The organism is Streptomyces sp. NPDC047014 (assembly GCF_040644195.1).
Classification (GTDB): domain Bacteria; phylum Actinomycetota; class Actinomycetes; order Streptomycetales; family Streptomycetaceae; genus Streptomyces.
The window spans coordinates 82,023-106,027 of record NZ_JBEYVX010000003.1 but is presented as its reverse complement, the minus strand read 5'-3'; the positions used below and the strand labels follow the sequence as shown (position 1 = coordinate 106,027).

Here is a 24,005-nt window from a genome sequence, read left to right as displayed (position 1 = left end):
GAGCCTCCGGAGAGCGGCGGCCGTCACGGCCGCGTGACGCGCACCTGGTAGCTCCCGTTGCGCAGCTCGCCCACCACCGCGATGGTGATGCCCGCCTTCTCGTCCGTGAAGGTCTCGCCCGGCCGGAACGGCGCGTCCGACAGCTCCGCGTGCACATTGGGCCGCCGGGTGCAGCCGCCGCTCGCGTGCGCGCTGTCCGAGACGGTGACCGGGCCGTGTCCGGTGTCCACGTCCGAGTCCACCTTGTAGATCAGCACGCCCGGCTTGCAGACCGCCTCGTCGTTCCCGGCCCGGGTGCGCACCTCCACCGCGTACCCGGCGCTCTCCGACAGCGGTACGAAGGCCAGCTTCTTGCCGCCCTCCACCGCCAGCGGGGACAGCACGTGCTCGCTGGTGCCGGGCTTGGCGGCGCAGCTGATCTGGCCGCTGTCCAGCCAGCCCAGCTTCCACTTGTGCCAGCCCATCAGGTCGTTGTTGGCGCCCCAGTCCTCGCTCATGATGTCCCAGTGCCCCACGGTGCTCCCGCCGTCGGCGGTGTAGAGGTCGGGCAGGCCGAAGACGTGGCCGTTCTCGTGCGGCAGGACCCGGTAGCCGGTCTCGCGGTAGGTGCCGGAGCCGTCGTCCTGGCGGCTGTAGACGAAGGACGTGTTCGCGAGCGGCACCCCGTCCGCGACGGGCGCCTCGCCGTTGCCCGAGAAGGTCACCGACAGGACGGTGTCCAGGGCGGAGGGCCCGGCGTTCGGCGTGACCAGCACATTGACCAGGTCGTAGCGGCTGAAATCCACCTCGGGGTCGGCGGCCCGCGCGATGTGCTCGACCAGCTGGCGGTAACCGGGCTCGTACGAGGACCCGCGCTCGATGCCGTACGCCGCGAAGGGCATCGGCATCCGCAGCCAGCCCCTTATCGGCGCCTCGGCCAGGTACGACAGCCGCCCGTACGAGCTGGTGCGGAACCAGTCCGCGGTCTGCGGGAAGAACTCCGCCAGCCGGTCCAGGGCCGTGCCCTCGCCCTTCGCGTCGGGGAAGTCGATCATCAGGTTGAGCGCCCGGACCTCGCCCGTCGACCGCGAGTAGCCCGGCGGGGTCGGCAGCCCCTCGGACATCTGCACGCCCATGGTGCCGGCGATCCGGCAGGGCGCGAGGGCCGATTCCACGCTCGTGGCCACCGCCCCGGCGGCCGACTGGCCGCGCCCGGGTTCCCCGGTGCTGGCGGTCGCCGTGATGCCGAGGGCCAGCGCGGTCAGGCCGATGTACGCGCCGGTCAGGCGTGGTCTGCGTATCCGGTGGCGGGGCTGCTGCATGGATCGCCTTCCGGTCCGCGGCAGCCGGCCCTGTCCGGACTGCGCCCTGTCCGCCCACCCTCCGCCGGGCGTGGCGCGCCCGCGCGCCGGGGGAGGCCGAACGTGGGGCGCCTTGTGAGCCGGATCACACGAGGGGGTGAAATAACCGGGGAGCGGATCCCCGTTTGCAAGGGAGTCCCCACAAGCGGGGACCGGCTCCCCGTTTCAACGGGGGTGCCGTACGGTCACCACCCCACCGCACCGCCCGAGGAGGCCCCGGAATGAAGCGCGCCAGCACCGCCCCGGTCTGCGGGGCCGCCGTGATGCCGCGGCCGCGCGCCGACGCCGTCCGCAACCGCGAGCGGATCCTCGCCGCCGCGCGCGAGGTCTTCGTGGAGTTCGGTTCCGCGGCCCCCTTCGACGAGGTGGCCCGCCGGGCCGGCATCGGCAACGCCACCCTCTACCGGCACTTCGCCGACCGCCCCACCCTCGTCCACCACGTCGTGCTCTTCACCATGCACCGGGTGACGGCCTCCGCGGAGGCGGCCCTCGCCGAGGCGCCCGACGCCTTCGCCGCGCTGTGCCGCTTCACGCACGCCGCCGCCCACGAGCGGATCGGCGCCCTCTGCCCGATGCTCGCCGACGGCTTCGACCGCGAGGACCCCGAACTGCTCGACGCCCGCGTCGCCCTGGCGGAGGCCGTCGAGAACCTGCTGGCCGCGGGCCAGGCCGCCGGACTCGTCCGCCCGGACATCGGCACCGGCGATCTGATGGTCGCCCTCTCCCAGCTCAGCCGGCCCCTGCCCGGGACCGGATGCCTCGACACCGACCGCTTCGCCCATCGCCACCTCCAGCTGTTCCTGGACGGCCTGAGGGCGCCGGCCCACTCCGAACTCCCGGGTTCGGCGGCCACCTTGGAAGACCTGACGCAGAAAACCGTGTGACACCACCAAGCCTCTCGAACTAGCCTTTTTCAGTCATTCCGCACAGTGAAGTGGGTACCCCCATGCCGAAAACAGCCGCGACGCTCCCGCCGGCTGCCGACCCCAGCCGCTGGAAGGCCCTCGTCTTCATAGCCCTGGCCCAGCTGATGGTCGTGCTCGACGCGACCATCGTGAACATCGCCCTGCCCTCCGCCCAGACCGACCTCGGCATCTCCGACGGAAACCGCCAGTGGGTCATCACCGCGTACGCGCTGGCCTTCGGCGGGCTGCTGCTCTTCGGTGGCCGCATCGCCGACAAGTGGGGCCGTAAGAACGCCTTCGTCGTCGGCCTCATCGGCTTCGCCCTGGCCTCCGCGCTCGGCGGCGCCGCCAGCGGCGAGGCCATGATGCTCGGCGCCCGCGCCCTCCAGGGTGCCTTCGGCGCCCTGCTCGCCCCGGCGGCCCTGTCGCTGCTGGCCGTCATGTTCACCGACGCCAAGGAGCGCGCCAAGGCGTTCGGCATCTACGGTGCGATCGCCGGTGGCGGTGGCGCCGTCGGCCTGATCCTCGGCGGCTTCCTCACCGAGTACCTGAACTGGCGCTGGACCTTCTTCGTGAACATCCCGTTCGCGGTGGTCGCGGCCGTCGGTGCCTGGATGGTCATCCGGGAGCCCGCCGGCTCCCGCAACCGCGCCCCGCTGGACATCCCCGGCGTGCTCCTGTCCACCTCCGGCCTCGTGGCCCTGGTGTACGGCTTCACGCGCGCCGAGTCCGCCGGCTGGACCGACGCCGTCACCGTGTCCATGTTCGCCGCCGCCGTGGTCCTGCTGTCCGGGTTCGTCCTGGTCGAGGGCCGGGTGAAGTCCCCGCTGCTGCCGCTGCGCGTGCTGCTGGAGCGCAACCGCGGCGGTGTCTACCTCTCGCTCGGCCTGGCCGTCATCGCGATGTTCGGCCTGTTCCTCTTCCTCACCTACTACCTCCAGGTCGTGAAGGGCTTCTCGCCCGTCAAGACCGGCTTCGCCTTCCTGCCCATGATCGCGGGCATGATCACCGGCTCCACGCAGATCGGCGCCCGCCTGATGACCCGCGTCCCGCCGCGCCTGCTGATGGGCCCGGGCTTCCTGCTCGCGGCGGTCGGCATGCTGATGCTGACGCAGCTGGAGGTCGGGTCCTCGTACGCGACGCTGATCCTGCCGGCGCAGCTGCTGCTCGGCCTCGGCATGGGTACGGCCTTCATGCCCGCCATGTCCCTGTCCACGTACGGGGTGAACCCGGCCGACGCCGGTGTGGCCTCCGCGATGGTCAACACCTCGCAGCAGGTCGGCGGCGCCATCGGTACGGCCCTGCTGAACACCATCGCCGCCTCCGCGACCACCGCGTACCTCACCGACCACGCGGCGGAGCTCGCCGCGGGCGGGCCCGCGGTGCGGCTGGTGCAGGCGCAGGCCATGGTCGAGGGCTACTCCGCCGCCATCTGGTGGGCGGTGGGCATCCTGGTCGCCAGCGCGACCCTCGCCCTGACGCTGATCAACACCGGCCGGCCGGGCGCCGGCGGCCCGGTGGCCGAGGGCTCGGCGGAGGAGGCCGGGCTCAAGGTGCCGGTGATCGCGCACTGACGGCGGTCCCCGCCGGGGAATGACTGAGGACCCCATCTGGTTCAAATTTGAACCAGATGGGGTTAGTCTTTTTCCGGCAGCCAGCCGGCCCCGCAGCACGCACGACGGAGGAGCGCCCCATGGCCGCGACCCCAGCCCCCGCCCCCTCCTACTCGGCAGGCGGTGCCCCGTACGAGGGCCGCATGCCGGCGCTGTACCTCAGCCACGGCGCGCCCCCGCTCGCGGACGACCCGCTCTGGCCCGCCGAGCTGGCCGCCTGGTCCGCGGACCTGCCCCGCCCCACGGCGATCCTCATGGTCTCCGCCCACTGGGAGGAGGCCCCGCTCGCCCTCGGCGCCACCGAGCGCGTCCCGCTGGTGTACGACTTCTGGGGCTTCCCGGAGCACTACTACCAGGTCCGCTACGAGGCCCCCGGCGCCCCGGAGCTCGCCGCCTCGGTACGCCGCCTCCTGCGGGCCCCGGGCACCCCCGTCCAGGACATGCCGGACCGGGGGCTGGACCACGGGGCGTACGTCCCGCTGGTGGAGATGTACCCCGGCGCCGACATCCCGGTGCTCCAGATATCCCTGCCCACCCTGGACCCGCGCCGCCTGATGGACATCGGCCGCAAGCTCGCGCCGCTCCGCGACGAGGGCGTCCTGATCGTCGGCAGCGGCTTCTTCACCCACAACCTCGCCGCGCTCCGCCACCAGGGCCCCGGCGTCCCCGCCTGGTCCGCCGAGTTCGACGCCTGGGGCCACGAGGCCCTGGCCGCCGGGGACGTGGACGCCCTGCTGGACTTCGAGGCCAAGTCCCCGTCCGGCCGCCTGGCCCACCCCCGCACGGAACACTTCGCCCCCCTCTTCGTCACCCTCGGCGCAGCGGACGCCACCGGCGACCTCACCACCCCCCACACCCCGGTGGACGGCTTCTGGCTGGGCCTCTCCAAACGCTCCCTCCAGTTCGGCTAACCCACCCGCCCCGCGCCGACGATCTCCGCGCCGATCACGAATCCCTTGGCGGGCCCCTCGGGGAGCGCCGCCCCCAGGCGGTAGGGGGCCCGTAGCTCGTCCCCGTAGACGGCGGCCTCGCGGTCGGGGGCGGTCAGTACGGTGATGGTGCCGCCGTCGTCGAAGTCGTCGATGAGCACGTAGACGGGAATGCCCGCCCGGGCGTACTCGCGCCGCTTGCGCGTGCGGTCGCGGGTGATGCCGTCGCTGCCGGGCGAGACCACCTCGACCACCAGCCGCACCGCGGAGGCGTCGATGCCGAGCCCGTCCTCGGTGACGTGCTCCTCGGCGTCCGCCGATGCCACGAACAGGTCCGGGATCCAGACCTTGCGCCGGTGGGCGACGTTGATGTCCTGATACGCGGCGTACTCGCCCTGGGCGAGGAAGACGACCAGCCGGTCCCTCAGCCGGTTGACGATGCGGCCGTGCGCGTAGCGCCCCGTGGGTGACACCTCGATGAACCCCTCGACGATCTCGGCGTGGTAGCCCTCGGGGAGTTCGATGGCCTTCCATGCCTGCCACAGGGCGTCGTCCAGGTCCGACGGGGGAGTCGTGACCTTCGACATCGCAGCCTCCTGCGTCTCGTCTGCGTGAGCGGTCATGGTTCAGCACCTCCTCATCAGTGTGGGCGTCGCCGGCCGGACGGGACAAGCGACGCCCCGACGCTACGAGCGTCCCGGCCTATGTCGGGGGGATATGCGGAGATCCCACCCGGACGAGGTGATCAGGAGAGCGAACCCGGGGAAGACGGTGGGCGCGGGCCCGGAGAGGCGTACGGCCGACCTGGGCAGGCAACCAAAACCGCGGGCGGGTCGTCTTCTGGGGGGAAGGTGCGGCGGGTGGGGTGCCGGGGGTTCTGCGGCGGGCTGACCTGCGGTTTTTTCGGGATCTGCGGCGGCCGTCCCGGGTCGGGGCGGGGCAGGATACTGCAAGATCTCCGGAAAGAGGGCGCGGCGCGGGAATTCTGTCCCGATTCCAGTCGTTGTTTCCTTCGGAAGCGGGCACTCGGGAGAGTGTCCGGGGACGCACCAGCGCACCAGAGGTGTCGTCCGGCAGCCGCACCGCGACCGAACTCATCGCAAGGGAGCACGCATGGCAACCCGCGCCGTCGCCCGTCGTCAGTCCACGAGCAGCGCTCGCGCTGTGGGCGGGGAGATCGCAGACCGCGACCTGGTCGGCATGTACCTGGACGAGATCGCGCGCACCCCGCTGCTCGACGCCGCTCGGGAGGTGGAGCTCTCCCAGATCATCGAGGCGGGCGTCTACGCCCAGCAGATCCTGGACGGCGTGGCCGAGCGCGAGGGGGAGGCCCCCGCGCCTGAGGAGCTGGAGGCGCTGGCCGCCGAGGGCGAGCGTGCCAAGGAGATCTTCATCCGCTCCAACCTCCGTCTCGTCGTCGCCGTCGCCCGCCGCTATCCGCGCAGCGGACTGCCCCTCCTCGACCTGATCCAGGAGGGCAACGCCGGCCTGGTCCGCGCCGTGGAGAAGTTCGACTACACCAAGGGCTTCAAGTTCTCCACGTACGCCACGTGGTGGATCCGCCAGGCGATCACGCGTTCCATCGCCGACCAGTCCCGCACCATCCGCCTCCCCGTCCACCTGGTCGAGGAGCTGGGCCGCATCCGCCGCGTCCAGCGCGAGTTCAACCGCGAGCACGGCCGCGACCCGGAGCACGCCGAGATCGCCGCCGAGCTGGACTCCACGGAGAAGCGCGTCGGGGACGTCCTGGACTGGGCGCGCGACCCGGTCAGCCTCAACATGTCCGTGGACGACGAGGGCGACACGCAGTTCGGTGACCTCCTGGAGGACACCTCGGCGATCTCCCCCGAGCAGTCCGTGCTCTCCCTGCTGCGCAGCGAGGAGCTGGAGGACCTGCTCGGCAAGCTCGACCAGCGCACGGCCTCGATCATCAAGATGCGCTACGGCATCGACGACGGCCGCGAGCGGACCCTGACGGAGGTCGGCAAGCAGCACGGCCTGACCCGTGAGCGGATCCGCCAGATCGAGAAGCACGCCCTGCTGGAGCTCAAGCGCATGGCGCGCGACACCGGCTTCGACGCGGTGGCGTAGCCCCCCTCGGACGGCGCGCAGGCCGCCGCCGCCCCCCAAGACGAGCCCCGGTGCCTATCCCCCCCCAGGCGCCGGGGCTCCCCCCTGCCCCCGCCCCGTCAGGGCGCGGCTGCCGCCAGCCGCCCGCCCAGCGCCCGGGCCGCCTCCACCAGCGGCTCCGGAGCCCGTACCGTGAAGGGGATCCCGGTCAGGGCCAGCCGTGCGGCCACCCACTCCGGGGCCTCCGTGCTCTCGAACCGCACCAGCGACTCCCCGCCCGCGCCCGCCTCCGCGTGGCACCGCAGCCACGGCGGCAGCCGCTCGGGCTCCGCCGCGAGCACCACCTCCACCGGGTAGGCGACGTCCCCACCGCGCAGCCCGCGCCGTACGAACTCCTCCGCCTCCATCGGCAGGGCCCGCGGCGTGAACCGGGCGCCCGTCGCGAAGGCATCCGCCACCCGGTCCACCCGGAAGGTCCGCCAGTCCTCGCGGTCCAGGTCGTAGGCGACCAGGTACCAGCGGCTGCCCGTGCTCACCAGCCGGTACGGCTCCACCTGCCGCCGGGTCTCCGCCCCGTCCTTCGCCCGGTAGGCGAACCGCAGCCGCTCGGGCCCGGCGACCGCCGAGGCCATCGTCGTCAGCGTGCGCGGGTCCACGCTCGCCCCGTCCCCCCGCGTCAGCGCGATCGTGGCCGACTGGAGGGCGCCCACGCGGTGGCGCAGCCGGGAGGGCAGGACCTGCTCCAGCTTGGCCAGGGCCCGTACGGACGCCTCCTCGACCCCCTCGATCGCGTGCCCGGCCCCCGCCCGCAGCCCGACCGCGATGGCCACGGCCTCCTCGTCGTCGAGCAGCAGCGGCGGCATGGCCGCGCCCGCGACCAGCCGGTAGCCGCCCTCGGCCCCCAGGGTGGCCTCCACCGGATACCCGAGGTCGCGCAGTCGTTCGATGTCCCGCCGGATGGTCCGCGAGCTCACGCCGAGACGGTGCGCGAGCTCGCTCCCGGGCCATTCGCGGGGTGTCTGGAGGAGGGACAGCAGGGACAGCAGCCGTGCCGGAGTGTCGGTCATGTCCTCCAGGCTGCCAGGGAAAGAGGACACCATCTGACCTACATGCCGATTAGGTTTCTCCCCATGACCACCGAGACGACCAAGACATCGCCCGAAAGAGAGAACGGGCCCGCGTCCGGGGAGCGCACCGACGCCGCTCCCGGCGCACCCAGCTCCAGCCAACCCGCCGACCGCCGCCGCTGGCTGGCGCTCGCCATCGTGATGACCGCCGCCTTCATGGACCTGGTCGACGTCACGATCGTCAACATCGCGATACCGAGCATGCGCCAGAACTTCGGCGCCTCGACCAGCGCGATCCAGTGGATCACCGCCGGTTACGCGCTCGCCTTCGCCGCCGGGCTCATCACCGGCGGCCGTCTCGGTGACATCTTCGGCCGCAAGCGCCTCTTCCTCATCGGCATCGCCGGCTTCACCGCCGCCTCGCTGCTCTGCGGCGTCGCGGCCAACCCCGGCATGCTCGTGGCCTCCCGCCTGCTCCAGGGCGGCATGGCCGCGCTGATGGTGCCGCAGGTCCTGGCGATCATCCACGTCACCTTCCCGCCGCACGAGCGCGGCAAGGTCTTCGGCATGTTCGGCGCGATCGTCGGCCTCGGCGCGGTCTCCGGCCCGATGCTCGGCGCGCTGCTCACCGAGTGGAACCTCTTCGGCCTCGAATGGCGCCCGATCTTCCTGATCAACCTGCCCGTCGGCATCGCGGGCGTGATCCTGGGCCGCAAGTTCATCACCGAGTCCAAGGCCCCGCAGGCCCTGCGCCTGGACCTGATCGGTGTCGTGCTCGCCACCGCGGCCATGGTCATGCTGATCTTCCCGCTGACCCAGGGCCGGGAGAACGACTGGCCTGCGTGGGGCTTCGTCCTCATGCTCGCCTCCCCGCTCGTCTTCGCGGTCTTCATCGCCTACGAGAAGTACAAGATCAACAAGGATGGCTCCCCGCTCGTCGAGCTCTCCCTCTTCAAGGTCAAGAGCTTCGCGGGCGGTATCGCCGTCCAGCTGACCTTCGGCATCGCGACCGGCATCTTCTTCCTGGTCTGGACGCTGTACATGCAGATGGGCCTCGGCTGGAGCGCCCTGCGCGCCGGCTGCACCGGCATCCCCTTCTCCATCGCCGTCTCGGTCGCCGCCGGCCTGTCGGTGGAGAAGCTCGTACCGCGCTTCGGCCGCAAGGTGCTCCAGGCGGGCGCCCTGGCCATGGCCGCCGGACTGCTCCTCTACATCTGGCTGTCCGACCACTACGGCATGGAGATCGCCTCCTGGCAGATGGCCCTGCCGCTGGTCGTCATGGGCGTCGGCATGGGCCTGATCGTGGCCCCGCTGAACGACACGATCCTGTCCGAGGTGCCGCGCCGCGACGCCGGCTCCGCCTCCGGCCTGATCAACACCACCGCCCAGATGGGCAACGCCCTGGGCCTCGCGCTGACCTCCGTCGTCTTCTTCGGCAGCATCGAGGACGACATGATCTTCGGCCCGCCGTACGTCGAGGCATTCCGCGGCGCGCTGTGGTGGGTCGTGGCCGTCCTCGTCGTGATCTTCGCGGTGATGTTCTTCCTGCCGCGCAAGGCCCTCCCGGCGGCGGAGCGCGAGGGCGCCGAGGAGCACACGGAGGCCCCCGCCCCCGAGAAGATCCCGGCCCCCTAGGCGGTACGGCAATCCCCGCCCCCGCCCCGGTCCCGCGACGGCCCCGCCGCACGCGGACCGGGGCGGGGGCGGTTCCGCGCCCGGCTCCGGCTCAGCGCACGCGGGCCCGCAGCTCCATGGCGCCCCGCGCGGCCGCCTCGCTCTCGTACACCTCGCACATGTGCCGCCCGTCGGGCGTCGCCGTGTGCTCGACCTCCCACAGGCTCAGCTCGGTCCCGTCCAGCAGCACGAAGGCGTGCTCGTACAGGTGGAAGCCGGCGTCCCGCCCGTTCGACAGGGCCTGCCGGGCGCCGAACGCCTGGGTGATCTGGTGCGCGTACGCCCCGCGCAGCCGGGCCGAGACCTCCTCGCCGGGCCGGTCCGCGTTCTCCGCGCGGCGCAGCACCCGCCGCGCGTGGTCGGCGGCTTCCCCCACCGCGTACTCCCGGTGGCGCGGCACCGGCGCCGCCGGCACGAACAGCGCGCTCAGCGCCGCCGCGTCCCCCTCCGGCTCCTCGTCCGCCGGGAGCAGCGCCGGATCCGGCGCGCTGCCCGCCGCGGGCTCCCCGAAGAGACGGGTCACCGCCAGGCAGGACTCCGCCTTGCTCGCGAAGACCTCATGCCGGACGGGTCCGTTCACCTCCAGCCGGTAGGACAGCTCCCACAGCGAGACCGCGCTCCCGTCGGCCAGCAGGTAGGTGTGCCGGTGGGTCTCCCGCCAGGTGCCCGCCGCCGGACTGTGGTGCGTGGTGTAGAGCGAAGAACTGTGGGCGAGCGCCGTACCGATGCGCTCGACCAGCCGGTCGGGCAGGTCGAAGGAGTTCAGGGCGCGGCCGAGGAGTCGGTCGAGGTGCGCCTCGGTTGTCTCGTACGGATCGCTCAAGGGGGGTCTCCAGGCCGTCGCTGCTTGTCACTTCGCGGATGCTCAACGTAACCCCTGGCTCTGACATCACGTCCGGGGTTCGGTAAAACGTCCGGGAAGCATCGGCGGTTCCCGCCACACCTTCAGGTCAACTTGCATACGGATACTGGTGATTGGGCCCGCTCTGGGAGGAATCAGGGGACTATGGGCCACATGGCAACGAATACTGTGGGCGTCCCCAGACAGCAGACCCGCCCCCGCGACGGACAGCGGGGGGCGCCGGAAGCCGCCCCCAGGGGCCTCGCCCTGCTGCTGGTCCTCACCGGCGCGGCCGGGGTCCTGGCCTCCTGGGTGATCACCCTCGACAAGTTCCTCCTGCTGGAGGACCCGGACTTCAAGCCCGCGTGCAGTCTCAACCCGGTCGTCTCCTGCGGCAGCGTGATGCAGAGCGACCAGGCGCAAGCCTTCGGCTTCCCCAACCCGATGCTGGGGCTGGTCGCGTACGCCGTCGTGGTCTGCGTCGGCGCCGGCGTGCTCGCGGGCGCCCGCCACCGCGGCTGGTTCTGGCTCGGACTGAACGCAGGCACCGCCTTCGGTGTCGCGTTCTGCACCTGGCTGATGGTCCAGTCGCTCTACGAGATCAACGCGCTCTGCCTCTGGTGCTGCCTGGCCTGGGTGGCGACGCTGCTGATGTTCTGGGCGGTCACCGCGTACACCGTCCGTACGGGGATCCTGCCCGCCCCCCGCCCCGTACGGGTCTTCTTCGACGAGTTCGGCTGGGCGCCGCCCGCCCTGCACATCGGGGTGATCGGCATGCTCATCCTCACCCGGTGGTGGGACTTCTGGACCGGCTGACCGCCGCGTACGCGCGGGAACGTACGAGGGCCCCGGCAGCCGGATGCTGCCGGGGCCCTCGTCACGTCGTCAGCTGCCGACGGAGGCGTTGCCCGACAGGACCGGGATGTTGTCCAGGATGTGCGAGAGCGGCTCGTCGCCCTTGGCCTGGGTGGAGTTCTCGGTGCACTGCTGGTTCTGCGGGTTGGACAGGACGTTGATGTCCTGGACGCCGATGTTGAGGGCGGCGATCAGCGACTGGGCGTTGACCTTGGCCGGCAGGCCGATGCAGGGCTTGTTCAGGGTGCCCTGGACGAGGCCGAGCTGCGGGCTCTGGTCGCCGTGGGTCTTCTGGTTGCCGTACGCCTGCACGGCGCCGTTGCCGTTGACGGTGCTGACGCCGTTGTCGTTGCCGATGGCCATGGCCGGAGCAGCGGCAGCAGCGCCCGCGCCGACGGCAACGGCGGAAACCGCGGCGGCGGTCATGAACTTCTTGAACATCTTGATCCTTCTGTCGCACGAGTGCCCGCTGATGGAGCGCCCTGGTCAACTGGCCCTCCTCGGGGTTGGTTCCGCCGCTTCACTCAAACGGCCTGCCCCGGGCGAGCTTTTCCCCGGCCCGGGTGAGCGGCCTGCGGACGCGTGCGCGAAGCCCGTACGCAGCCCTCAGTGCTCCAAGATCCTGTTGCGCTCCGTGCGGGGTGCCGCACGGTAGGTGATGAGGCGGATCGCTCGGTTCCGCTTCTCTGTCCCCACGTGAAGGAACCCCCATGCACCGACCGAAGCCGCTCCGCGCCCGACTCCTCGTCCCGTCGGCCCTCGCCGTCGTCATACTGTCCGGCGCGGCGGCTCCCGCGGGCGCCGCGGACGGCGGCGGCCGGGCGGCTCCGGCCGAGCGGACGGCCTCCGTCCAGCGGCAGATCGAGAAGATCGAGCAGCGCGCGGCGGCCGGTCCCCTCGACGACCTGCTCGCGGACCTCAACAAGAGGCTCGCGGACCTCTTCGCCTCCCTCGGCGGGCTGCTGCCCGACGGGGTGAAGCTGCCGCAGATCGAGCTGCCGAAGCTGCCCGAGATCCCGGACATCCCCGAACTGCCCGAGATCCCGTCCGTCCCCGAGCTGCCGGAGCTGCCCGAGGTGCCCGGCGTACCGCAGCTCCCGGAGCTGCCCGAGGTGCCGGACGTCCCCGTCCGCAGGGCCTGAGGACGTACGGGCGTACGGACATGAGGGCGGCCTCAACACGGCTGCACGGCAACATGGTTACGACAATTGAGCCGATCAGGTCTGATCATGTGTGAAGCCGTGTCGTTCTGGCGGGGCGGACCGTTTCGCTCGGTGTGAGCCCCGGAGCGGGGCAGAACGTCGAACAGAAGGTGCACTTCCCATGAACTCTGCCAAGAAGGCCGCCCTGGTCCTGGCCACCGCTGGTCTCGCCGCGGCCGGTGCCGCCGGCTCCGCCGTCGCCGACTCGTCGGCCGAGGGCGCGGCCGTGGGTTCCCCCGGCGTCCTCTCCGGCAACCTGCTCCAGGTCCCGGTCCACGTTCCGGTCAACGTCTGCGGCAACACCGTGAACGTCATCGCGCTGCTGAACCCCGCGTTCGGCAACGTCTGCGTCAACGACTGACGTCGTTCGCACGACCGACTGTGGGCGTCACCGGTTCGGCCGGTGGCGCCCACAGTCATATCGGCAGCCGGTTCAACCGGTTCAGCCCTGGCCGCCGTTGAGCTTCACGCCGCCGAGCATCGGGGACGCCTGGGTGGCGTTGTTGGCGAGACCGAGGACCGTGCCCGGCACGTCGTTGCGGACCTTGTTGACCTTCTGGGCGGTGCCCACGACCTTGTTGACGGTGTCACCCTGCTCGGCCAGCCCGTTGCCCACGGTCTGCGGCAGCGACTCGGACACCGGACCGACCGCGTTCAGCGTCTCCGTCACCCCGCTCGTCAGGCTCATCGGGGGCATCGCGGGCTCGGCGGCGAAGGCGGGGGCGGAGGCGCCGAGGGCGGCGACGGACCCGGCGACGACAGCGGCGACCTTCGAGAGCTTCATAAGTCGAAATCCTCTTCTTTCCTGGACAGCGGCGTCAGCGACGACCGTCGCGCCGCTATTGCCCTGGCTAACGATTCCCGGGCGCTACGGAAACGCGGGCGCGCGGGTGCACGACAGCGGCCGGAGAATCCGACGAGGGATTCTCCGGCCGATATTTCTTCCGATTACCGGTATTGCCGCTCAGGCCACCCGGGAGCGGCGGTACAGAATGGCGCCGCCCAGGATCAGGGCCGTGGCGAGCACGGCCGCGGCGGCGGGCTGGCCCGCGCCGGTCTCGGCCAGGACGGGCCCGGTCACGTGCGCCGGTACGGGAGCCCGCTCGGGCGCCGGGGCGGGCGCGGGGAGCGGAGCCGGCGCGGGGGCGGGCGCGGGAGCCGGTGCGGGCGCCGGGGGCAGGTGTACCGGGGTGTCACCCGCGGGGGCGGCCGGGGGCTGGTCCCCGGGAGGCAGCACCTCGGGACCGGGCGCCGGAGCCGGGCGCTCCACGGGCTGGCTCCCGTGCGGCGGAGCCGGCGCGGGGCCCTCCTCCACGGGCGCGGGGGCGGGCAGCGTGTGCGGCGCCTCCTCGGCCGGGGGCTGCGGCGCGGGCGGCGCCGGGGCCGGGAGCGGCGCGGGCTGCTCCGCGACGGGCGGCGCGGGCAGCGGCTGCGGGGCGGGCAGCGGGGCCGGGTGGTCCTCGACGGGGACCGGCATCGGGTGCGGGTGCTCCGGCGCGGGCGGACCGTGCTGCGCGGGCGGCTGCGGAGCCGGGTGGTCGTCGCACTCCTCCTCGGCCTGCTGCCCGCCGGGGCCGCCGTAGCCGCCGTGCTCGCCCTGGCCGCCGTAGCCCTGCTCGTGCCGCGGTTCCTGCGGGCGGGGCTTGGCGTGGCGCGGGCCCTCGCGCCGGGGGGCCTGCGGGGATTCGGCCCGCGGGGCCTCCTGGGGGCGGGACTCCTGGCGCTGCTCCGGCATCGCGTGCCGGCCGCCCGGCCGCTCGGCGAGGTAGCGCTCGAACGCCTCGGCGTGCTCGGGGCTGAGGTAGCGCCCGTAGTCCGGGCCTCCGGCGTGCGCGCCGCCGCCACCGGTGACGCAGGTGTTCCCCATGGCGGGATTCAGGGCCGCGCCGCCGTCCACGCTGTTGCCGCAGACGTTCGGGGAGAACGTGATGGGTACCGAGACGCTGTTGCCGGACAGCACCCCCGGCGAGTGCGCGACCTCGGCCGCCGCACCGGTATGCGCGGAGGCGGCGCCGGTCGCGATCGAGAGCAGACTCGACGCGGCTGCCGCCGTGAGCATCCCCTTGCCCAGTACCTGTCGGCTCAGTACCTGTCGCATGGGTCCTTCCCTGTCTACCGGCACGGGCGCCGGTGCTGTGTCGAAGGCGGCCCCGGAGTGCACCGCCGTGCACTCCGGGGCCACCCCGAGGAGGTCCGCCCTCACGGGCAAGCGCTGCGTCAGGCGTTGACGCAGGTGTTGCCGAACGCCGGGTTCAGCAGGGCGATGACGTTCACGGTGTTGCCGCAGACGTTGACCGGGACGTGGACCGGGATCTGGGCCAGGTTGCCGGAGGCCACGCCGGGGGAGCCGATGGCCGCGCCCTCGGCCCCGGCGTCCGCCATGGCGGGGGAGGCGGCACCCGCCGCCATCAGAACGCCGGCCGCCAGCACGAATGCCTTCTTGTACGTCATTTTGCTTCCGATCCTTCCCGCAGAGGCGTATCCGCTGCAGAATTGACAACGAGTGGCCGGGAGAAAAGAAACCGCGCTTTTCCGACGGTCTCCGGGGAATTCACTCCGATGCCCGGCCGAATTTTCCTGGTGATCATTTCCCGCCCGCTTCCGTAATCCCGGAAAAGGGGGTGAAGGGGGGCGGGAAGGGGCCTCATACGCGGCGAGGCCGCCGCGACCCGGAGGTGCGGCGGCCTCGCTGGCGCGCGGCTTCGGTCAGCTGCCGGCGGAGGCGTTGCCGGAGAGGACCGGGATGTTGCTGAGGATGTGCGACAGGGCCTCGTCGCCCTTCGCCTGCGTGGAGTTCTCGGTGCACTGCTGGTTCTGCGGGCTGGACAGGACCGGGATGTCCTGGACGCCGACGTTGACCAGGGCCAGGACCGACTGCACGTTGGCCTTCGCGGGCAGGGCGATGCAGGGCTTGTTGAAGGAGCCCTGGATGAGCGCCATCTGCGGGCTCATGTTGCCGTAGGTGGCCTGGTTGCCGTAGATCTGCGCCGAGTTGTTGCCGTTGACGGAGCTGACGCCGTTGTCGTTGCCGATCGCCATCGCCTGCGGGGCCATGGCGGCGCCCATACCCACGACCGAGGCGGCAACCGCGGCCGAGGCCATCATCTTCTTGATCATTGTCGTCCCTTTTTTGCAGGATTGCCCGGTAGTGGAGCACCCGGATCAACGGGGCGGACCCGGCCCGGGTTGCGTGGCTTCACCCGTATGCAGGCGTTTCGCGCGGTCCGGTTGACGCTCGGGTGTTCCGTCGGGCGGCTCCCGTATTTCTCCTCCCGCCGGGCAAAGGGGCCCCGATAACGACCCGCCCGACGCGAGGGTGCGTGCCGTCGCCCAAAAGGCCGTACAAGCGAGTCCGACGTGATTTCCGGGCTGATTTCTGCCAAAGTTCACTCCTGTTTTGTCCCCTTGATCGAAAATGGAGACAGGGTCATGGGTTCCTCCCGCAGAATCCTCGGCGCGCTCGGTCTGCTGTCCTGCCTCGCACTTTCGTCCCAGGTCCCCGCGGCCGCCGCCACGGTTCCCGCCCCGAAGGAACTGCCCCGGATTCCCTTCACCCAGCGTTACCAGGCCGTGCAGCACGGCGGTCTCGTACGCGCCTCCAACTCCGGCATCAGCTGCCGTACGGAGGAGGCCCCGCAGGCCGAGCCCTGCGCCGAGGTCAAGCGGGGCGCGGCCGGGGTCAACAGCGAGTACGAGATGTTCTACAGCGAGGTCGACCGGGACCCGGACACCTACAACTCCACCCGGGCCGAGCTCAAGGTCCCCCGGGGCGCGAAGGTCTCGTACGCCCGGCTCTACTGGGGCGGGAACCTGCGGGTCGGGGAGCAGAAGCCGCCGGAGGACAACGGGCGGGTGCTGGTCGCCGAGCCGGGGGGCGCCTACAAGGAGGTCCTGGCCGACACGGTGATCGGGCACCGCACGGACGCGGGCAGCGACGCCTACCAGGCGTCCGCCGACGTGACCCCGCTGGTCCGCCGGGGCGGGGCGGGGATGTGGACGGTCTCCCAGCTGAACATCGCCATGGGCCACTCCGACGTGGGGGCCTGGGGCGGCTGGACGCTGGTCGTCGCCTACGAGCACCCGCAGGAGCCGCTGCGCCGGATCTCGCTCTGGGACGGCTTCGAACGGCTCGCGGCGCGGGCCGGCGACGGCGTGGTCGACGTGCAGGGCCTGGACGCGCCGGCGGGGGCGGCGGGCCGGGTCGGGCTGGTGGCCTACGACGGGGACCGGGGGACCCTCGGGGACTCACTCACCGTGACGGCGGACAGCGGGCGCCGGGTGAGCCTCAGCGATGAAGAAAATCCTTTTAATGATGTTATGAATTCCACGATCACGGAAATTGGTGGTCAGTCGTTCGTGCGACAGCCCGAACATATGAATAACCTCGGATATGACGCGGACGTGTTCGACCTCAGCCCCGTCCTGTCCGGTGGTGCCCAGAGCCTGAACTTCCGGTTCACGGGCGAAAGTCAAGGTCATTTCCTCGGTGTGCTCTTCGTGCAGACAGACGCGCGCCGCTGAACGCAGGAGACCCCTCCACGTGCCCACGCACCCCGGACCGGCGCAGCCCCCGACCGTCCTCCACCTCGTCCAGCCCGTGGACGGCGGTGTCGCCAGGGTCGTCACCGACCTCGTCCGCGCCCAGACCGCCGCGGGACTGCGCGCCGTCGTCGGCTGCCCGCCCGGCGGCACCCTCGCGGACGCCGCCCGCACGGCCGGGGCCGAGGTCCTGACCTGGAAGGCCGGGCGCGCCCCCGGCCCCGCGCTGCCCGCCGAAGTCCTCGGCGCCCGGCGGCTGCTGCGCCACCTGCGCCCCGACCTGCTGCACGCCCACAGCGCCAAGGCCGGACTGGCCGGCCGGCTCGCCGCGCGCGGAGCGCTGCCCACCGTCTTCCAGCCGCACGCCTGGTCCTTCGACGCCGTCGGCGGGGCCACCGCCGCGCTCGCCCTGCGCTGGGAGCGGTACGGGGCCCGTTGGGCCGACCGGGTGCTCTGCGTCAGCGAGGCCGAGCGCCGCGCGGGCGAGACCGAGGGGATCAGCGCGCACTGGACGGTCGTCCGCAACGGGGTCGACCTCGCCCACTTCGCCCCCGGCCGACCGGACCCCGGCCGGGACCGGGCGGAGGCCCGCGCCGTGCTGCCGCTGCCCGCGGACTTCCCGGCGGAGGGCCCGCTCGCCGTCTGCGTGGGCCGGATCTGCCCGCAGAAGGGGCAGGACCTCCTGCTGCGGGCCTGGCCGGAGGCCGCCGCCGGGCTGCCCGCCGCCCGGCTGGTGCTCGTCGGCGACGGGCCCGACGCCGAACGCCTGCGCGTCACCGCCCCGCCCGGGGTCCACTTCGCCGGAGCCGCCGCCGACATCCGACCGTGGCTTCGGGCCGCCGATCTCGTTGTACTGCCGTCGCGGTGGGAAGGCATGGCGCTCGCCCCGCTCGAAGCCATGGCCTGCGGCCGCCCGGTCCTGGTCACCGACGTCAGCGGGGCCCGGGAGAGCCTGCCGCCCGGCCAGGGACGCCTGTGCCTGGTGCCGCCGGAGGACCCGACGGCCCTGGCCAAGGCCCTGGGACGGCTGCTCGCCGAACCGCGGCTCCTCGCCGGACTGGGCGAGCAGGCCCGGCAGCACGCCCGCACCGACTTCGACGTCAGGCGGACCACGGACGCGGTCACCGGCCTGTACCACGAACTGCTGGGCAGGCCCCGGCCCTCGAACCAGGAGCGCAACAGCCGATGACGATGGACAGCGCACCAGCCCGGCACACCGGGCCGGGCGGAACGGGCCCGGGCGGCAGCGCCTTCGCCCCCGCCCCCCACCGAGCCACCCGCCGTTCCGCGACCGCCATCCACCCCCCGCGCGGCCCCCGGACCGACCACGTCCGGTCCGTCCTGCGCCCCCGGCGCGTGCGCCGGCGCGGCCGCGCCCTGCCGTGGCTCACCGCCGACGCGCTGGCCACCGTACTCACCGCCGCCGCGCTGCCCGGCCACGCGACAGCCGCGCCCGGCGCCCTGCCGGTCGTGGCCGCGCTGCCCCTCGTACTCGCCGTCCTGCACGGGCGGGCGGGGCTCTACCGGCCGCGGCTCGCGCCCTCCGCGCTGCTCGAACTGCCCGCCGTGGCCGGGCGGTCCGCCGTCCTGTGGTGCGTGGCCGCCGCCGTGCTGGCCGCCGTCGACCCCGGCCGGCCGCTGGGCTGGAGCGCGCTGCTCACCGCCGTCTGCCTGCAGGCCGTACTGGTGTGCGCGGGGCGCGGGCTCGTCAACCAGCTGCACCGCCGCGCCGGTCTGCGCCGGCCCGCCTCCGCCCTCGTCGTCGGCCCCGGCGCCGGGGCGGGCGCGGTTGCCGCCGCGCTGCACGGACGGCCCGAGTACGGGCTGCGCCCCGTCGGGCTGGCCGACACCGGCCCCGCCGACGCGGACAGCGGAGCGCTGCCGCTGCTCACCACCCACGAGGACATCCGGCGCGCGGTCATCCAGAACTCCGTGCGGCACGCCGTCTTCACCCGCCCGCCGGAGGCCGACGAGCGCACCGCCTCCCTGGTACGGCTCTTCCACGACCACGGCTGCCGGCTCTGGCTCGCGGACCCCGCCGGCACCGCCCGGATGACCGGCATGCGCACCCCGAACCCCGCCGACCACCTGTGGGGGTACGCGGTCCAGCCCCTGCTCCCGCGCCCCGCCCGGCCGGTGGAGCGCTCGGCCAAGCGCGTGATCGACTCGGCGCTCGCCCTGCTGGCACTGCTCGCCGCCGCGCCCGTGATGGGGCTGTGCGCGCTGGCCGTACGGCTCGGGGACGGGCCGGGGGTGATCTTCCGGCAGGAGCGGGTCGGGCTGTACGGGCGCCCCTTCACCCTGCTGAAATTCCGTACGCTGCGCGCCGACGCGCACGAGTCCGCCACCCGCTGGACCGTCGCCGGAGACCGCCGGATGAGCCCCGTCGGTTCCTTCCTGCGCAAGTCCTCCCTGGACGAGCTGCCGCAGCTGTGGAACGTCGTACGGGGGGACATGAGCCTGGTCGGGCCGCGTCCCGAACGGCCCTTCTTCGTCGCCAAGTTCTCCACCGTCCACCCCGGCTACGAGGCCCGCCACCGGATGCCCGTCGGCATCACCGGCCTCGCCCAGGTCAACGGACTGCGCGGGGACACCTCCATCGAGGACCGGGCCCGCTTCGACAACCACTACATCGACACCTGGTCGCTCTGGCAGGACCTGTGGATCCTCGCCCGCACCGCCTCCTCCTTCTTCCGCTTCCGGCTGGGAGGCAGCTGATGAGCCTCGCCCTCCCCGGCGCGTGGCACCGGCCGGACCTGCCGGGCGCGCTGCGCCGCCACTGGCCGCTGCTGCCGCTCGCCGCGACCGTGCTGTTCCTGCTCGCCCCCCTCCCGGCGGGCGACGCGACCGCCTCCGGGAAGGTCGGCCCCGCCGACGCCGCCTCGCTGCTGCTGGTGCTGGTCTGCGCGGTACGGGCGCTGCGCGGCGAGGTGCGCCGGCTGAGCCCGCTCGGGGTGCTGGTGCTCGGGACGCCCGCCGTGGGCCTGGCCGTCGCCACCGTCACCGCCGGGGACCCGTACGCGGCGCTGCCCGGCTTCGTGCGCTACCTCCAGGTGTTCGTGCTGGTCCCGGCCGCGGTGGTGCTGCTGGTGCGCGACGCCCGGGAGTTCCGGCTGGCCGCCGGGTGCTTCGTGGTGCTGGCCCTCGTCCAGGGCGGGATCGGGGTGGTGCAGTACGCGACCCACACCGGGGCCTCGTACCAGGGCGAGGACGTCCGCGCCGTCGGCACCTTCGGCCCCGGCGACGTCATGGGCATGGCCACCGTCGTCGCGTACGGGCTGATCGTCGCCACCGCCGCCGCGCTGGCCCCCGGGCTCTCCCGGCGCGTCCGGCGGACCGCCGGGATCTGCGCCCTGCTGCTGGTCCTGCCGCTGGTGCTGTCGTTCAGCCGGGGTGCCTGGATCGCCACCTTCGGCGCGGCGCTGCTGGTGATGGTGCTGGCCGGGATCCGGCGGGCCCTCACGGTGCTGGCGGCGCTGGCCGCCGCCGGGGTGGTCCTGGTGGGCGGGCTGGGCGTCGGCTCCGAGATGGTCGGCGAACGGCTCGCCTCCATCACCCAGGTCTCCAGCGCCCCCGACCAGTCGGTGACCGACCGCTACACGATGTGGGCCGCCGCCGAGTCGATGTGGCGCGAGCGGCCGGCCGTCGGGGTCGGCCTCAAGGGCTTCCCGGCCCACCGCGACGGCCACTCCTCGCTGGGGCTGTCCTCCGGCAGCGACACCGCCGGCGCGGGCCAGGGCTACATCCGCCAGCCGCTGTTGTCCCCGCACAACATGTACCTGCTGGTCCTGAGCGAGCAGGGGCTGATCGGACTGACCGCGCTGGCGGGCGGCTGGGCGGTCCTGCTGGCCGCCGGACTGCGGCGGCTCCTGGCGCGGCCGGGGGCGCTGACGGGCACGGGGCCTTCCGAGGCGGCGGGCAGGGGCCCGGGCATCGCCGCCAAGGACTGCGGGCTGATCGCCGTCGGGCTCCTCGTGTGGCAGCTCACCGACTTCCTCTACGCCGACATCGGCGGGCCGTCCACCGTGCTCACCGGGGTGATCGTCGGCCTGGCGGCCTGGTGGGCGCTCCCGGCCGCCGCCGACGCCGACGCTTCGAGCGGCCGGTGACGGATCCCACGCCCTGGCGGCCCGCCTCCGGCCTTCCGGCCGGGGCGGGCCCCGCCCGTGTCCCGGCCGCCTCCGGCTCCGCCGGCTACCCGGGCACCGCCACCGGGACCCGCACCCTCCACGTCCCGCCCCGCACCGCCGGGGAGCGGACCCGGCCGGGCCCCGGCACCGGCACGCCCGAGGCCCCCGCCCGCCCCGCCGCCGAGGCGGGCGCCTCCGGCGCGGCCCTCGTGGGCGCGGCCGCCTCCCGCGCACGCCGTGTCGGCGAGGGCCCCGGGCGCGTTACCCCCGGAGGGCGCGCCACCGCGGTCGCGGGACCGGCCGCCGCCGGGCGGGCGCCCGCCCGGCGAACCATCACCTCCGGGGGGAGCAGTGCCGTGGACGGACCCGCGTGCCGCACCGGCGAGAGCGCCGGGGCAGCGGCCGCCGAGCATCCCCCCGCCGCCGGAGCCGCCCCGCGGAAGGGGCGTACCGGCGGCTCCGGCGGTGCCCCCCTCGGGCGGTTCCTCGCCAAGGCCGCCGCCGTCACCGCCGGGCTGACCGCCGCCGGGGCCGTGTTCGGGCTGGTGCGCGACCAGACCATCGCGCACCTCTTCGGAGCCGGGCACGCCAGCGACGCCTTCCTGATCGCGTGGACCGTGCCCGAGATGGCCTCGACGCTGCTCATCGAGGACGCCATGGCCCTGCTGATGGTGCCCGCGTTCAGCCACGCCCTGGCCCGCCGGGCCGCCGACCGGTCCGGGCTCAGCCGCCGGGAGGCCCGCGCCCAGGACCCCGTACGGCTGCTGGTGGGGGCGACCCTGCCGCGGCTCGTGCTCTTCCTCGCCGCCGTGGCCGCCCTGCTCGTCGCGGCCGCGCCCGCCGTCGTCGCCGTGCTCGCGCCCGGACTGCCCGATCCCGCGCTGGCCGTGGACTGCACCCGGCTGACCGCCCTGACCGTGCTCTCCTTCGGCGTCGCCGGATACTTCAGCGCTGCCCTGCGCGCGCACCGCTCCTTCCTGCCGCCCGCCGCGATCTACGTCGCCTACAACACCGGCATCATCGCCACCATGGTCGCCCTGCACACCCTGTGGGGCGTCCGGGCCGCCGCCGCCGGTGTCGCCGTCGGCGGGCTGCTGATGGCCCTCGTACAACTGCCCGCCTTCGTGCGGCACGTGGGCCTCGGCCCGCTCCGCGCCCGGCGGGCCGCCGCCCCGCGCAGCCGGCGCGAGCGGGACCGGCCCACCCTCATCGCCTTCGGGGTGATCGCCCCCGTCATCCTCTTCGCCGTCTTCCGGCAGTCGCAGGTGCTCGTCGAGCGCTTCCTCGCCGCCTCCCTCCCCCCGGGGGCGATCTCCCACCTCAACTACGCCCAAAAAGTCGCCCAGATGCCGATGGTGCTCTCCCTGATGATCTGCACCGTCACCTTCCCCGTCGTCGCGCAGGCCATGGCCGCCGGCGAGCGGGAGAAGGCCCGCCGCCGGGTGGAGCAGGACCTCGCGCTCGCCTCGCTCGCGGTCCTCATGGGCACCGCCCTCGTCATCGGCTACGCGCCGCAGATCATCCAGGTCCTCTTCGAACGCGGTGCGTTCAGCCACGGGGACACCCTCGCCACCGCCTCCGTCATGCGGGTCTACGCCCTCGGACTGCTCGGCCACTGCCTCGTCGGGGCACTGTCCCGGCCCTTCTTCTCGACCGCCCGGCCCACCTGGTTCCCGGCGCTCGCGATGAGTGCCGGACTGCTCGTGAACATCCTGGCCGGAGCCCTCGCCGTCGGCTGGTGGGGCACCTGGGGCATCGCCGCGGCCAACGCCGCCGGGATCACCACCACCGCCGTCCTGCTGCTCACCGGGCTCGGCCGGCGCATCATCGCCCTCCAGGTCCGCCAGGTCGCCGTCAGCATCGGCCGGCTCGCGGTGGCCGCCGCCGCCGCGTGCGCCACCGGCTGGATCGCCGGGCCCATGATCCCCGACCCGCTGCTCAGCGCCGCCCTCGGCTGCCTGCTGGTCCCGGCCATGTTCGGCGCCACCGGTACGGCCATACGCGCCCTCGAAGTCACCGCCCTGCCCGGTCAGATCTCCCAGTTCACCCAGAGGTTCCGCAATGCCCGCTGACACCGACACGGCCCCCGCCGCCGCGGTGGTCCCCGCCCGCCGGAGCGCCCCGCCGTGGGTGCTGATGTACCACTCGGTCGCCGATTTCACCGATCCCGCGGAGGACCCGTACGGGATCACCGTCACCCCCCGCACCCTGGCCGAGCAGCTGCGCTGGCTGCACGCGCGCGGGCTGCGCGGGGTCTCCGTGGGCGAGCTGCTGCGGGCCCGCGCGGCCGGGCGGGACGCCGGGCTGGTCGGGCTCACCTTCGACGACGGCTACGCCGACTTCCTCACCCACGCCGTGCCGCAGCTGCTGCGGCACGGCTGCACCGCCACCCTCTTCGTGCTGCCCGGCCGGCTCGGCGTGGACAACGTGTGGGACCCGCTGGGCCCGCGCAAGTCCCTGCTCACCGCCGAGGGCATCCGCGAAGTCGTCGCCTCCGGGCAGGAGATCGGCTCGCACGGGCTGCTCCACCAGGACCTCACCGCCGCCCCCGACGACGTCCTGCACCAGGAACTGCGCGGCAGCCGGGACCTGTTGCGCGAGCTGACCGGGTCCCTGCCCGAGGGCTTCTGCTACCCGTACGGCCACCTCGACGCCCGCGTCGTCGCCGCCGCGCGGGCCGCCGGCTACGGCTACGCCTGCGCCATCGACCCCGGACGGCTCACGGGCCCGTACGCCCTGCCCCGTACGCACGTCAGCCAGGCCGACGGGAGCGCGCGGCTGCGGGCCAAGCGGCTGCGTCACCGGGTGCGCGCCCTGCGCGGGGCGGTGCACCTGTGAAG

General features: G+C 73.3%; 23 protein-coding genes. 14 read left to right on the top strand and 9 right to left on the bottom strand.

Going from position 1 to position 24,005, the window contains the following annotated elements:
- Window positions 1-23 precede the first annotated feature (23 nt).
- A complete protein-coding gene (locus tag ABZ873_RS02985) occupies window positions 24-1,301 on the bottom strand; it encodes a M6 family metalloprotease domain-containing protein (protein ID WP_360864262.1) in 1,278 nt (425 codons plus the stop codon).
- 260 nt (window positions 1,302-1,561) lie between these two features.
- Between ABZ873_RS02985 and ABZ873_RS02980 the strand changes: the two genes are divergently transcribed.
- The 3 genes from ABZ873_RS02980 to ABZ873_RS02970 all read left to right on the top strand — a co-directional run bounded on the left by ABZ873_RS02980 (window position 1,562) and on the right by ABZ873_RS02970 (window position 4,769).
- Window positions 1,562-2,224, top strand: a complete 663-nt coding sequence (locus tag ABZ873_RS02980) for a TetR/AcrR family transcriptional regulator (RefSeq protein ID WP_360864259.1) — start codon at window positions 1,562-1,564, stop codon at window positions 2,222-2,224.
- 62 nt (window positions 2,225-2,286) lie between these two features.
- Entirely contained in the window at window positions 2,287-3,819 is a 1,533-nt protein-coding gene (locus tag ABZ873_RS02975; RefSeq protein ID WP_360864257.1) for an MFS transporter, read from the top strand.
- 119 nt (window positions 3,820-3,938) lie between these two features.
- Complete coding sequence (locus ABZ873_RS02970; protein ID WP_360864255.1) at window positions 3,939-4,769, top strand: class III extradiol ring-cleavage dioxygenase; 831 nt, start codon at window positions 3,939-3,941, stop codon at window positions 4,767-4,769.
- On the opposite strand, the gene ABZ873_RS02965 is transcribed toward ABZ873_RS02970, so the two are convergent.
- On the bottom strand, window positions 4,766-5,410 hold the full coding sequence (locus ABZ873_RS02965) for a Uma2 family endonuclease (RefSeq protein WP_360864253.1): 645 nt from the start codon (window positions 5,408-5,410) through the stop codon (window positions 4,766-4,768). The two genes, ABZ873_RS02970 and ABZ873_RS02965, sit on opposite strands and share 4 nt — an antisense overlap.
- Window positions 5,411-5,900: 490 nt before the next feature.
- On the opposite strand from ABZ873_RS02965, the gene ABZ873_RS02960 reads away from it, so the two are divergent.
- Entirely contained in the window at window positions 5,901-6,878 is a 978-nt protein-coding gene (locus ABZ873_RS02960) for a sigma-70 family RNA polymerase sigma factor (protein WP_360864251.1), read from the top strand.
- A 98-nt stretch (window positions 6,879-6,976) separates the two neighbouring features.
- Here the strand turns inward: ABZ873_RS02960 and ABZ873_RS02955 are convergent, their stop codons facing one another.
- The gene (locus tag ABZ873_RS02955; RefSeq protein ID WP_360864249.1) at window positions 6,977-7,924 is read right to left on the bottom strand and encodes a YafY family protein; all 948 of its coding nucleotides are present in this window, start codon (window positions 7,922-7,924) and stop codon (window positions 6,977-6,979) included.
- Between the two features lie 63 nt (window positions 7,925-7,987).
- Between ABZ873_RS02955 and ABZ873_RS02950 the strand changes: the two genes are divergently transcribed.
- A complete protein-coding gene (locus ABZ873_RS02950) occupies window positions 7,988-9,559 on the top strand; it encodes an MFS transporter (protein ID WP_360864247.1) in 1,572 nt (523 codons plus the stop codon).
- Between the two features lie 91 nt (window positions 9,560-9,650).
- On the opposite strand, the gene ABZ873_RS02945 is transcribed toward ABZ873_RS02950, so the two are convergent.
- Window positions 9,651-10,421, bottom strand: coding sequence for a DUF6227 family protein (locus tag ABZ873_RS02945; protein WP_360864246.1), 771 nt, complete (start codon window positions 10,419-10,421; stop codon window positions 9,651-9,653).
- Between the two features lie 192 nt (window positions 10,422-10,613).
- Between ABZ873_RS02945 and ABZ873_RS02940 the strand changes: the two genes are divergently transcribed.
- Window positions 10,614-11,255: a vitamin K epoxide reductase family protein gene (locus ABZ873_RS02940; protein ID WP_360864244.1), complete on the top strand. Its 642-nt coding sequence runs from the start codon at window positions 10,614-10,616 to the stop codon at window positions 11,253-11,255.
- A 69-nt stretch (window positions 11,256-11,324) separates the two neighbouring features.
- On the opposite strand, the gene ABZ873_RS02935 is transcribed toward ABZ873_RS02940, so the two are convergent.
- Window positions 11,325-11,735: a rodlin gene (locus ABZ873_RS02935; RefSeq protein ID WP_360864242.1), complete on the bottom strand. Its 411-nt coding sequence runs from the start codon at window positions 11,733-11,735 to the stop codon at window positions 11,325-11,327.
- 269 nt (window positions 11,736-12,004) lie between these two features.
- Between ABZ873_RS02935 and ABZ873_RS02930 the strand changes: the two genes are divergently transcribed.
- Entirely contained in the window at window positions 12,005-12,436 is a 432-nt protein-coding gene (locus tag ABZ873_RS02930; RefSeq protein WP_360864240.1) for a hypothetical protein, read from the top strand.
- Between the two features lie 181 nt (window positions 12,437-12,617).
- Entirely contained in the window at window positions 12,618-12,857 is a 240-nt protein-coding gene (locus ABZ873_RS02925) for a chaplin (protein ID WP_030845163.1), read from the top strand.
- Between the two features lie 81 nt (window positions 12,858-12,938).
- On the opposite strand, the gene ABZ873_RS02920 is transcribed toward ABZ873_RS02925, so the two are convergent.
- The 4 genes from ABZ873_RS02920 to ABZ873_RS02905 all read right to left on the bottom strand — a co-directional run bounded on the left by ABZ873_RS02920 (window position 12,939) and on the right by ABZ873_RS02905 (window position 15,613).
- Window positions 12,939-13,280 (bottom strand): hypothetical protein, encoded by a 342-nt coding sequence (locus ABZ873_RS02920; RefSeq protein WP_360864238.1) that lies wholly within the window; start codon window positions 13,278-13,280, stop codon window positions 12,939-12,941.
- Window positions 13,281-13,460: 180 nt separating this feature from the next.
- Window positions 13,461-14,594: a chaplin gene (locus ABZ873_RS02915; RefSeq protein ID WP_360864236.1), complete on the bottom strand. Its 1,134-nt coding sequence runs from the start codon at window positions 14,592-14,594 to the stop codon at window positions 13,461-13,463.
- Window positions 14,595-14,713: 119 nt separating this feature from the next.
- A complete protein-coding gene (locus ABZ873_RS02910) occupies window positions 14,714-14,947 on the bottom strand; it encodes a chaplin (protein ID WP_360864234.1) in 234 nt (77 codons plus the stop codon).
- Between the two features lie 255 nt (window positions 14,948-15,202).
- Complete coding sequence (locus ABZ873_RS02905) at window positions 15,203-15,613, bottom strand: rodlin (RefSeq protein ID WP_360864232.1); 411 nt, start codon at window positions 15,611-15,613, stop codon at window positions 15,203-15,205.
- Window positions 15,614-15,853: 240 nt separating this feature from the next.
- Here ABZ873_RS02905 and ABZ873_RS02900 point away from each other — a divergent pair, with 240 nt between their 5' ends.
- The 6 genes from ABZ873_RS02900 to ABZ873_RS02875 are packed head-to-tail and all read left to right on the top strand — an operon-like array spanning window position 15,854 to window position 24,003.
- Complete coding sequence (locus ABZ873_RS02900) at window positions 15,854-17,017, top strand: DUF3344 domain-containing protein (RefSeq protein WP_360864230.1); 1,164 nt, start codon at window positions 15,854-15,856, stop codon at window positions 17,015-17,017.
- A 19-nt stretch (window positions 17,018-17,036) separates the two neighbouring features.
- A complete protein-coding gene (locus ABZ873_RS02895) occupies window positions 17,037-18,224 on the top strand; it encodes a glycosyltransferase (RefSeq protein WP_360864228.1) in 1,188 nt (395 codons plus the stop codon).
- Window positions 18,221-19,753, top strand: a complete 1,533-nt coding sequence (locus ABZ873_RS02890) for an exopolysaccharide biosynthesis polyprenyl glycosylphosphotransferase (RefSeq protein ID WP_360864226.1) — start codon at window positions 18,221-18,223, stop codon at window positions 19,751-19,753. The genes ABZ873_RS02895 and ABZ873_RS02890 overlap by 4 nt, the downstream gene beginning before the upstream one ends.
- A complete protein-coding gene (locus tag ABZ873_RS02885) occupies window positions 19,753-21,144 on the top strand; it encodes an O-antigen ligase family protein (protein WP_360864224.1) in 1,392 nt (463 codons plus the stop codon). The genes ABZ873_RS02890 and ABZ873_RS02885 overlap by 1 nt, the downstream gene beginning before the upstream one ends.
- Window positions 21,141-23,237 (top strand): lipid II flippase MurJ, encoded by a 2,097-nt coding sequence (locus ABZ873_RS02880; RefSeq protein WP_360864222.1) that lies wholly within the window; start codon window positions 21,141-21,143, stop codon window positions 23,235-23,237. The genes ABZ873_RS02885 and ABZ873_RS02880 overlap by 4 nt, the downstream gene beginning before the upstream one ends.
- Window positions 23,227-24,003 carry a polysaccharide deacetylase family protein gene (locus tag ABZ873_RS02875; protein ID WP_360864220.1) on the top strand — a complete coding sequence of 259 codons (777 nt, stop codon included), beginning with the start codon at window positions 23,227-23,229 and terminating at the stop codon, window positions 24,001-24,003. The genes ABZ873_RS02880 and ABZ873_RS02875 overlap by 11 nt, the downstream gene beginning before the upstream one ends.
- The last annotated feature ends 2 nt before the right edge of the window (window positions 24,004-24,005 follow it).

Bases quoted from the DNA above. Each gene is read 5' to 3' on its own strand.
- ABZ873_RS02975 (WP_360864257.1), top strand. From the start codon at position 2,287: ATGCCGAAAACAGCCGCGACGCTCCCGCCGGCTGCCGACCCCAGCCGC.
- ABZ873_RS02920 (WP_360864238.1), bottom strand. From the start codon at position 13,280: ATGAAGCTCTCGAAGGTCGCCGCTGTCGTCGCCGGGTCCGTCGCCGCC.
- ABZ873_RS02930 (WP_360864240.1), top strand. From the start codon at position 12,005: ATGCACCGACCGAAGCCGCTCCGCGCCCGACTCCTCGTCCCGTCGGCC.
- ABZ873_RS02985 (WP_360864262.1), bottom strand. From the start codon at position 1,301: ATGCAGCAGCCCCGCCACCGGATACGCAGACCACGCCTGACCGGCGCG.
- ABZ873_RS02955 (WP_360864249.1), bottom strand. From the start codon at position 7,924: ATGACCGACACTCCGGCACGGCTGCTGTCCCTGCTGTCCCTCCTCCAG.
- ABZ873_RS02905 (WP_360864232.1), bottom strand. From the start codon at position 15,613: ATGATCAAGAAGATGATGGCCTCGGCCGCGGTTGCCGCCTCGGTCGTG.
- ABZ873_RS02875 (WP_360864220.1), top strand. From the start codon at position 23,227: ATGCCCGCTGACACCGACACGGCCCCCGCCGCCGCGGTGGTCCCCGCC.
- ABZ873_RS02940 (WP_360864244.1), top strand. From the start codon at position 10,614: ATGGCAACGAATACTGTGGGCGTCCCCAGACAGCAGACCCGCCCCCGC.
- ABZ873_RS02950 (WP_360864247.1), top strand. From the start codon at position 7,988: ATGACCACCGAGACGACCAAGACATCGCCCGAAAGAGAGAACGGGCCC.
- ABZ873_RS02915 (WP_360864236.1), bottom strand. From the start codon at position 14,594: ATGCGACAGGTACTGAGCCGACAGGTACTGGGCAAGGGGATGCTCACG.
- ABZ873_RS02925 (WP_030845163.1), top strand. From the start codon at position 12,618: ATGAACTCTGCCAAGAAGGCCGCCCTGGTCCTGGCCACCGCTGGTCTC.
- ABZ873_RS02885 (WP_360864224.1), top strand. From the start codon at position 19,753: ATGAGCCTCGCCCTCCCCGGCGCGTGGCACCGGCCGGACCTGCCGGGC.
- ABZ873_RS02890 (WP_360864226.1), top strand. From the start codon at position 18,221: ATGACGATGGACAGCGCACCAGCCCGGCACACCGGGCCGGGCGGAACG.
- ABZ873_RS02935 (WP_360864242.1), bottom strand. From the start codon at position 11,735: ATGTTCAAGAAGTTCATGACCGCCGCCGCGGTTTCCGCCGTTGCCGTC.
- ABZ873_RS02910 (WP_360864234.1), bottom strand. From the start codon at position 14,947: ATGACGTACAAGAAGGCATTCGTGCTGGCGGCCGGCGTTCTGATGGCG.
- ABZ873_RS02965 (WP_360864253.1), bottom strand. From the start codon at position 5,410: ATGACCGCTCACGCAGACGAGACGCAGGAGGCTGCGATGTCGAAGGTC.
- ABZ873_RS02980 (WP_360864259.1), top strand. From the start codon at position 1,562: ATGAAGCGCGCCAGCACCGCCCCGGTCTGCGGGGCCGCCGTGATGCCG.
- ABZ873_RS02960 (WP_360864251.1), top strand. From the start codon at position 5,901: ATGGCAACCCGCGCCGTCGCCCGTCGTCAGTCCACGAGCAGCGCTCGC.
- ABZ873_RS02970 (WP_360864255.1), top strand. From the start codon at position 3,939: ATGGCCGCGACCCCAGCCCCCGCCCCCTCCTACTCGGCAGGCGGTGCC.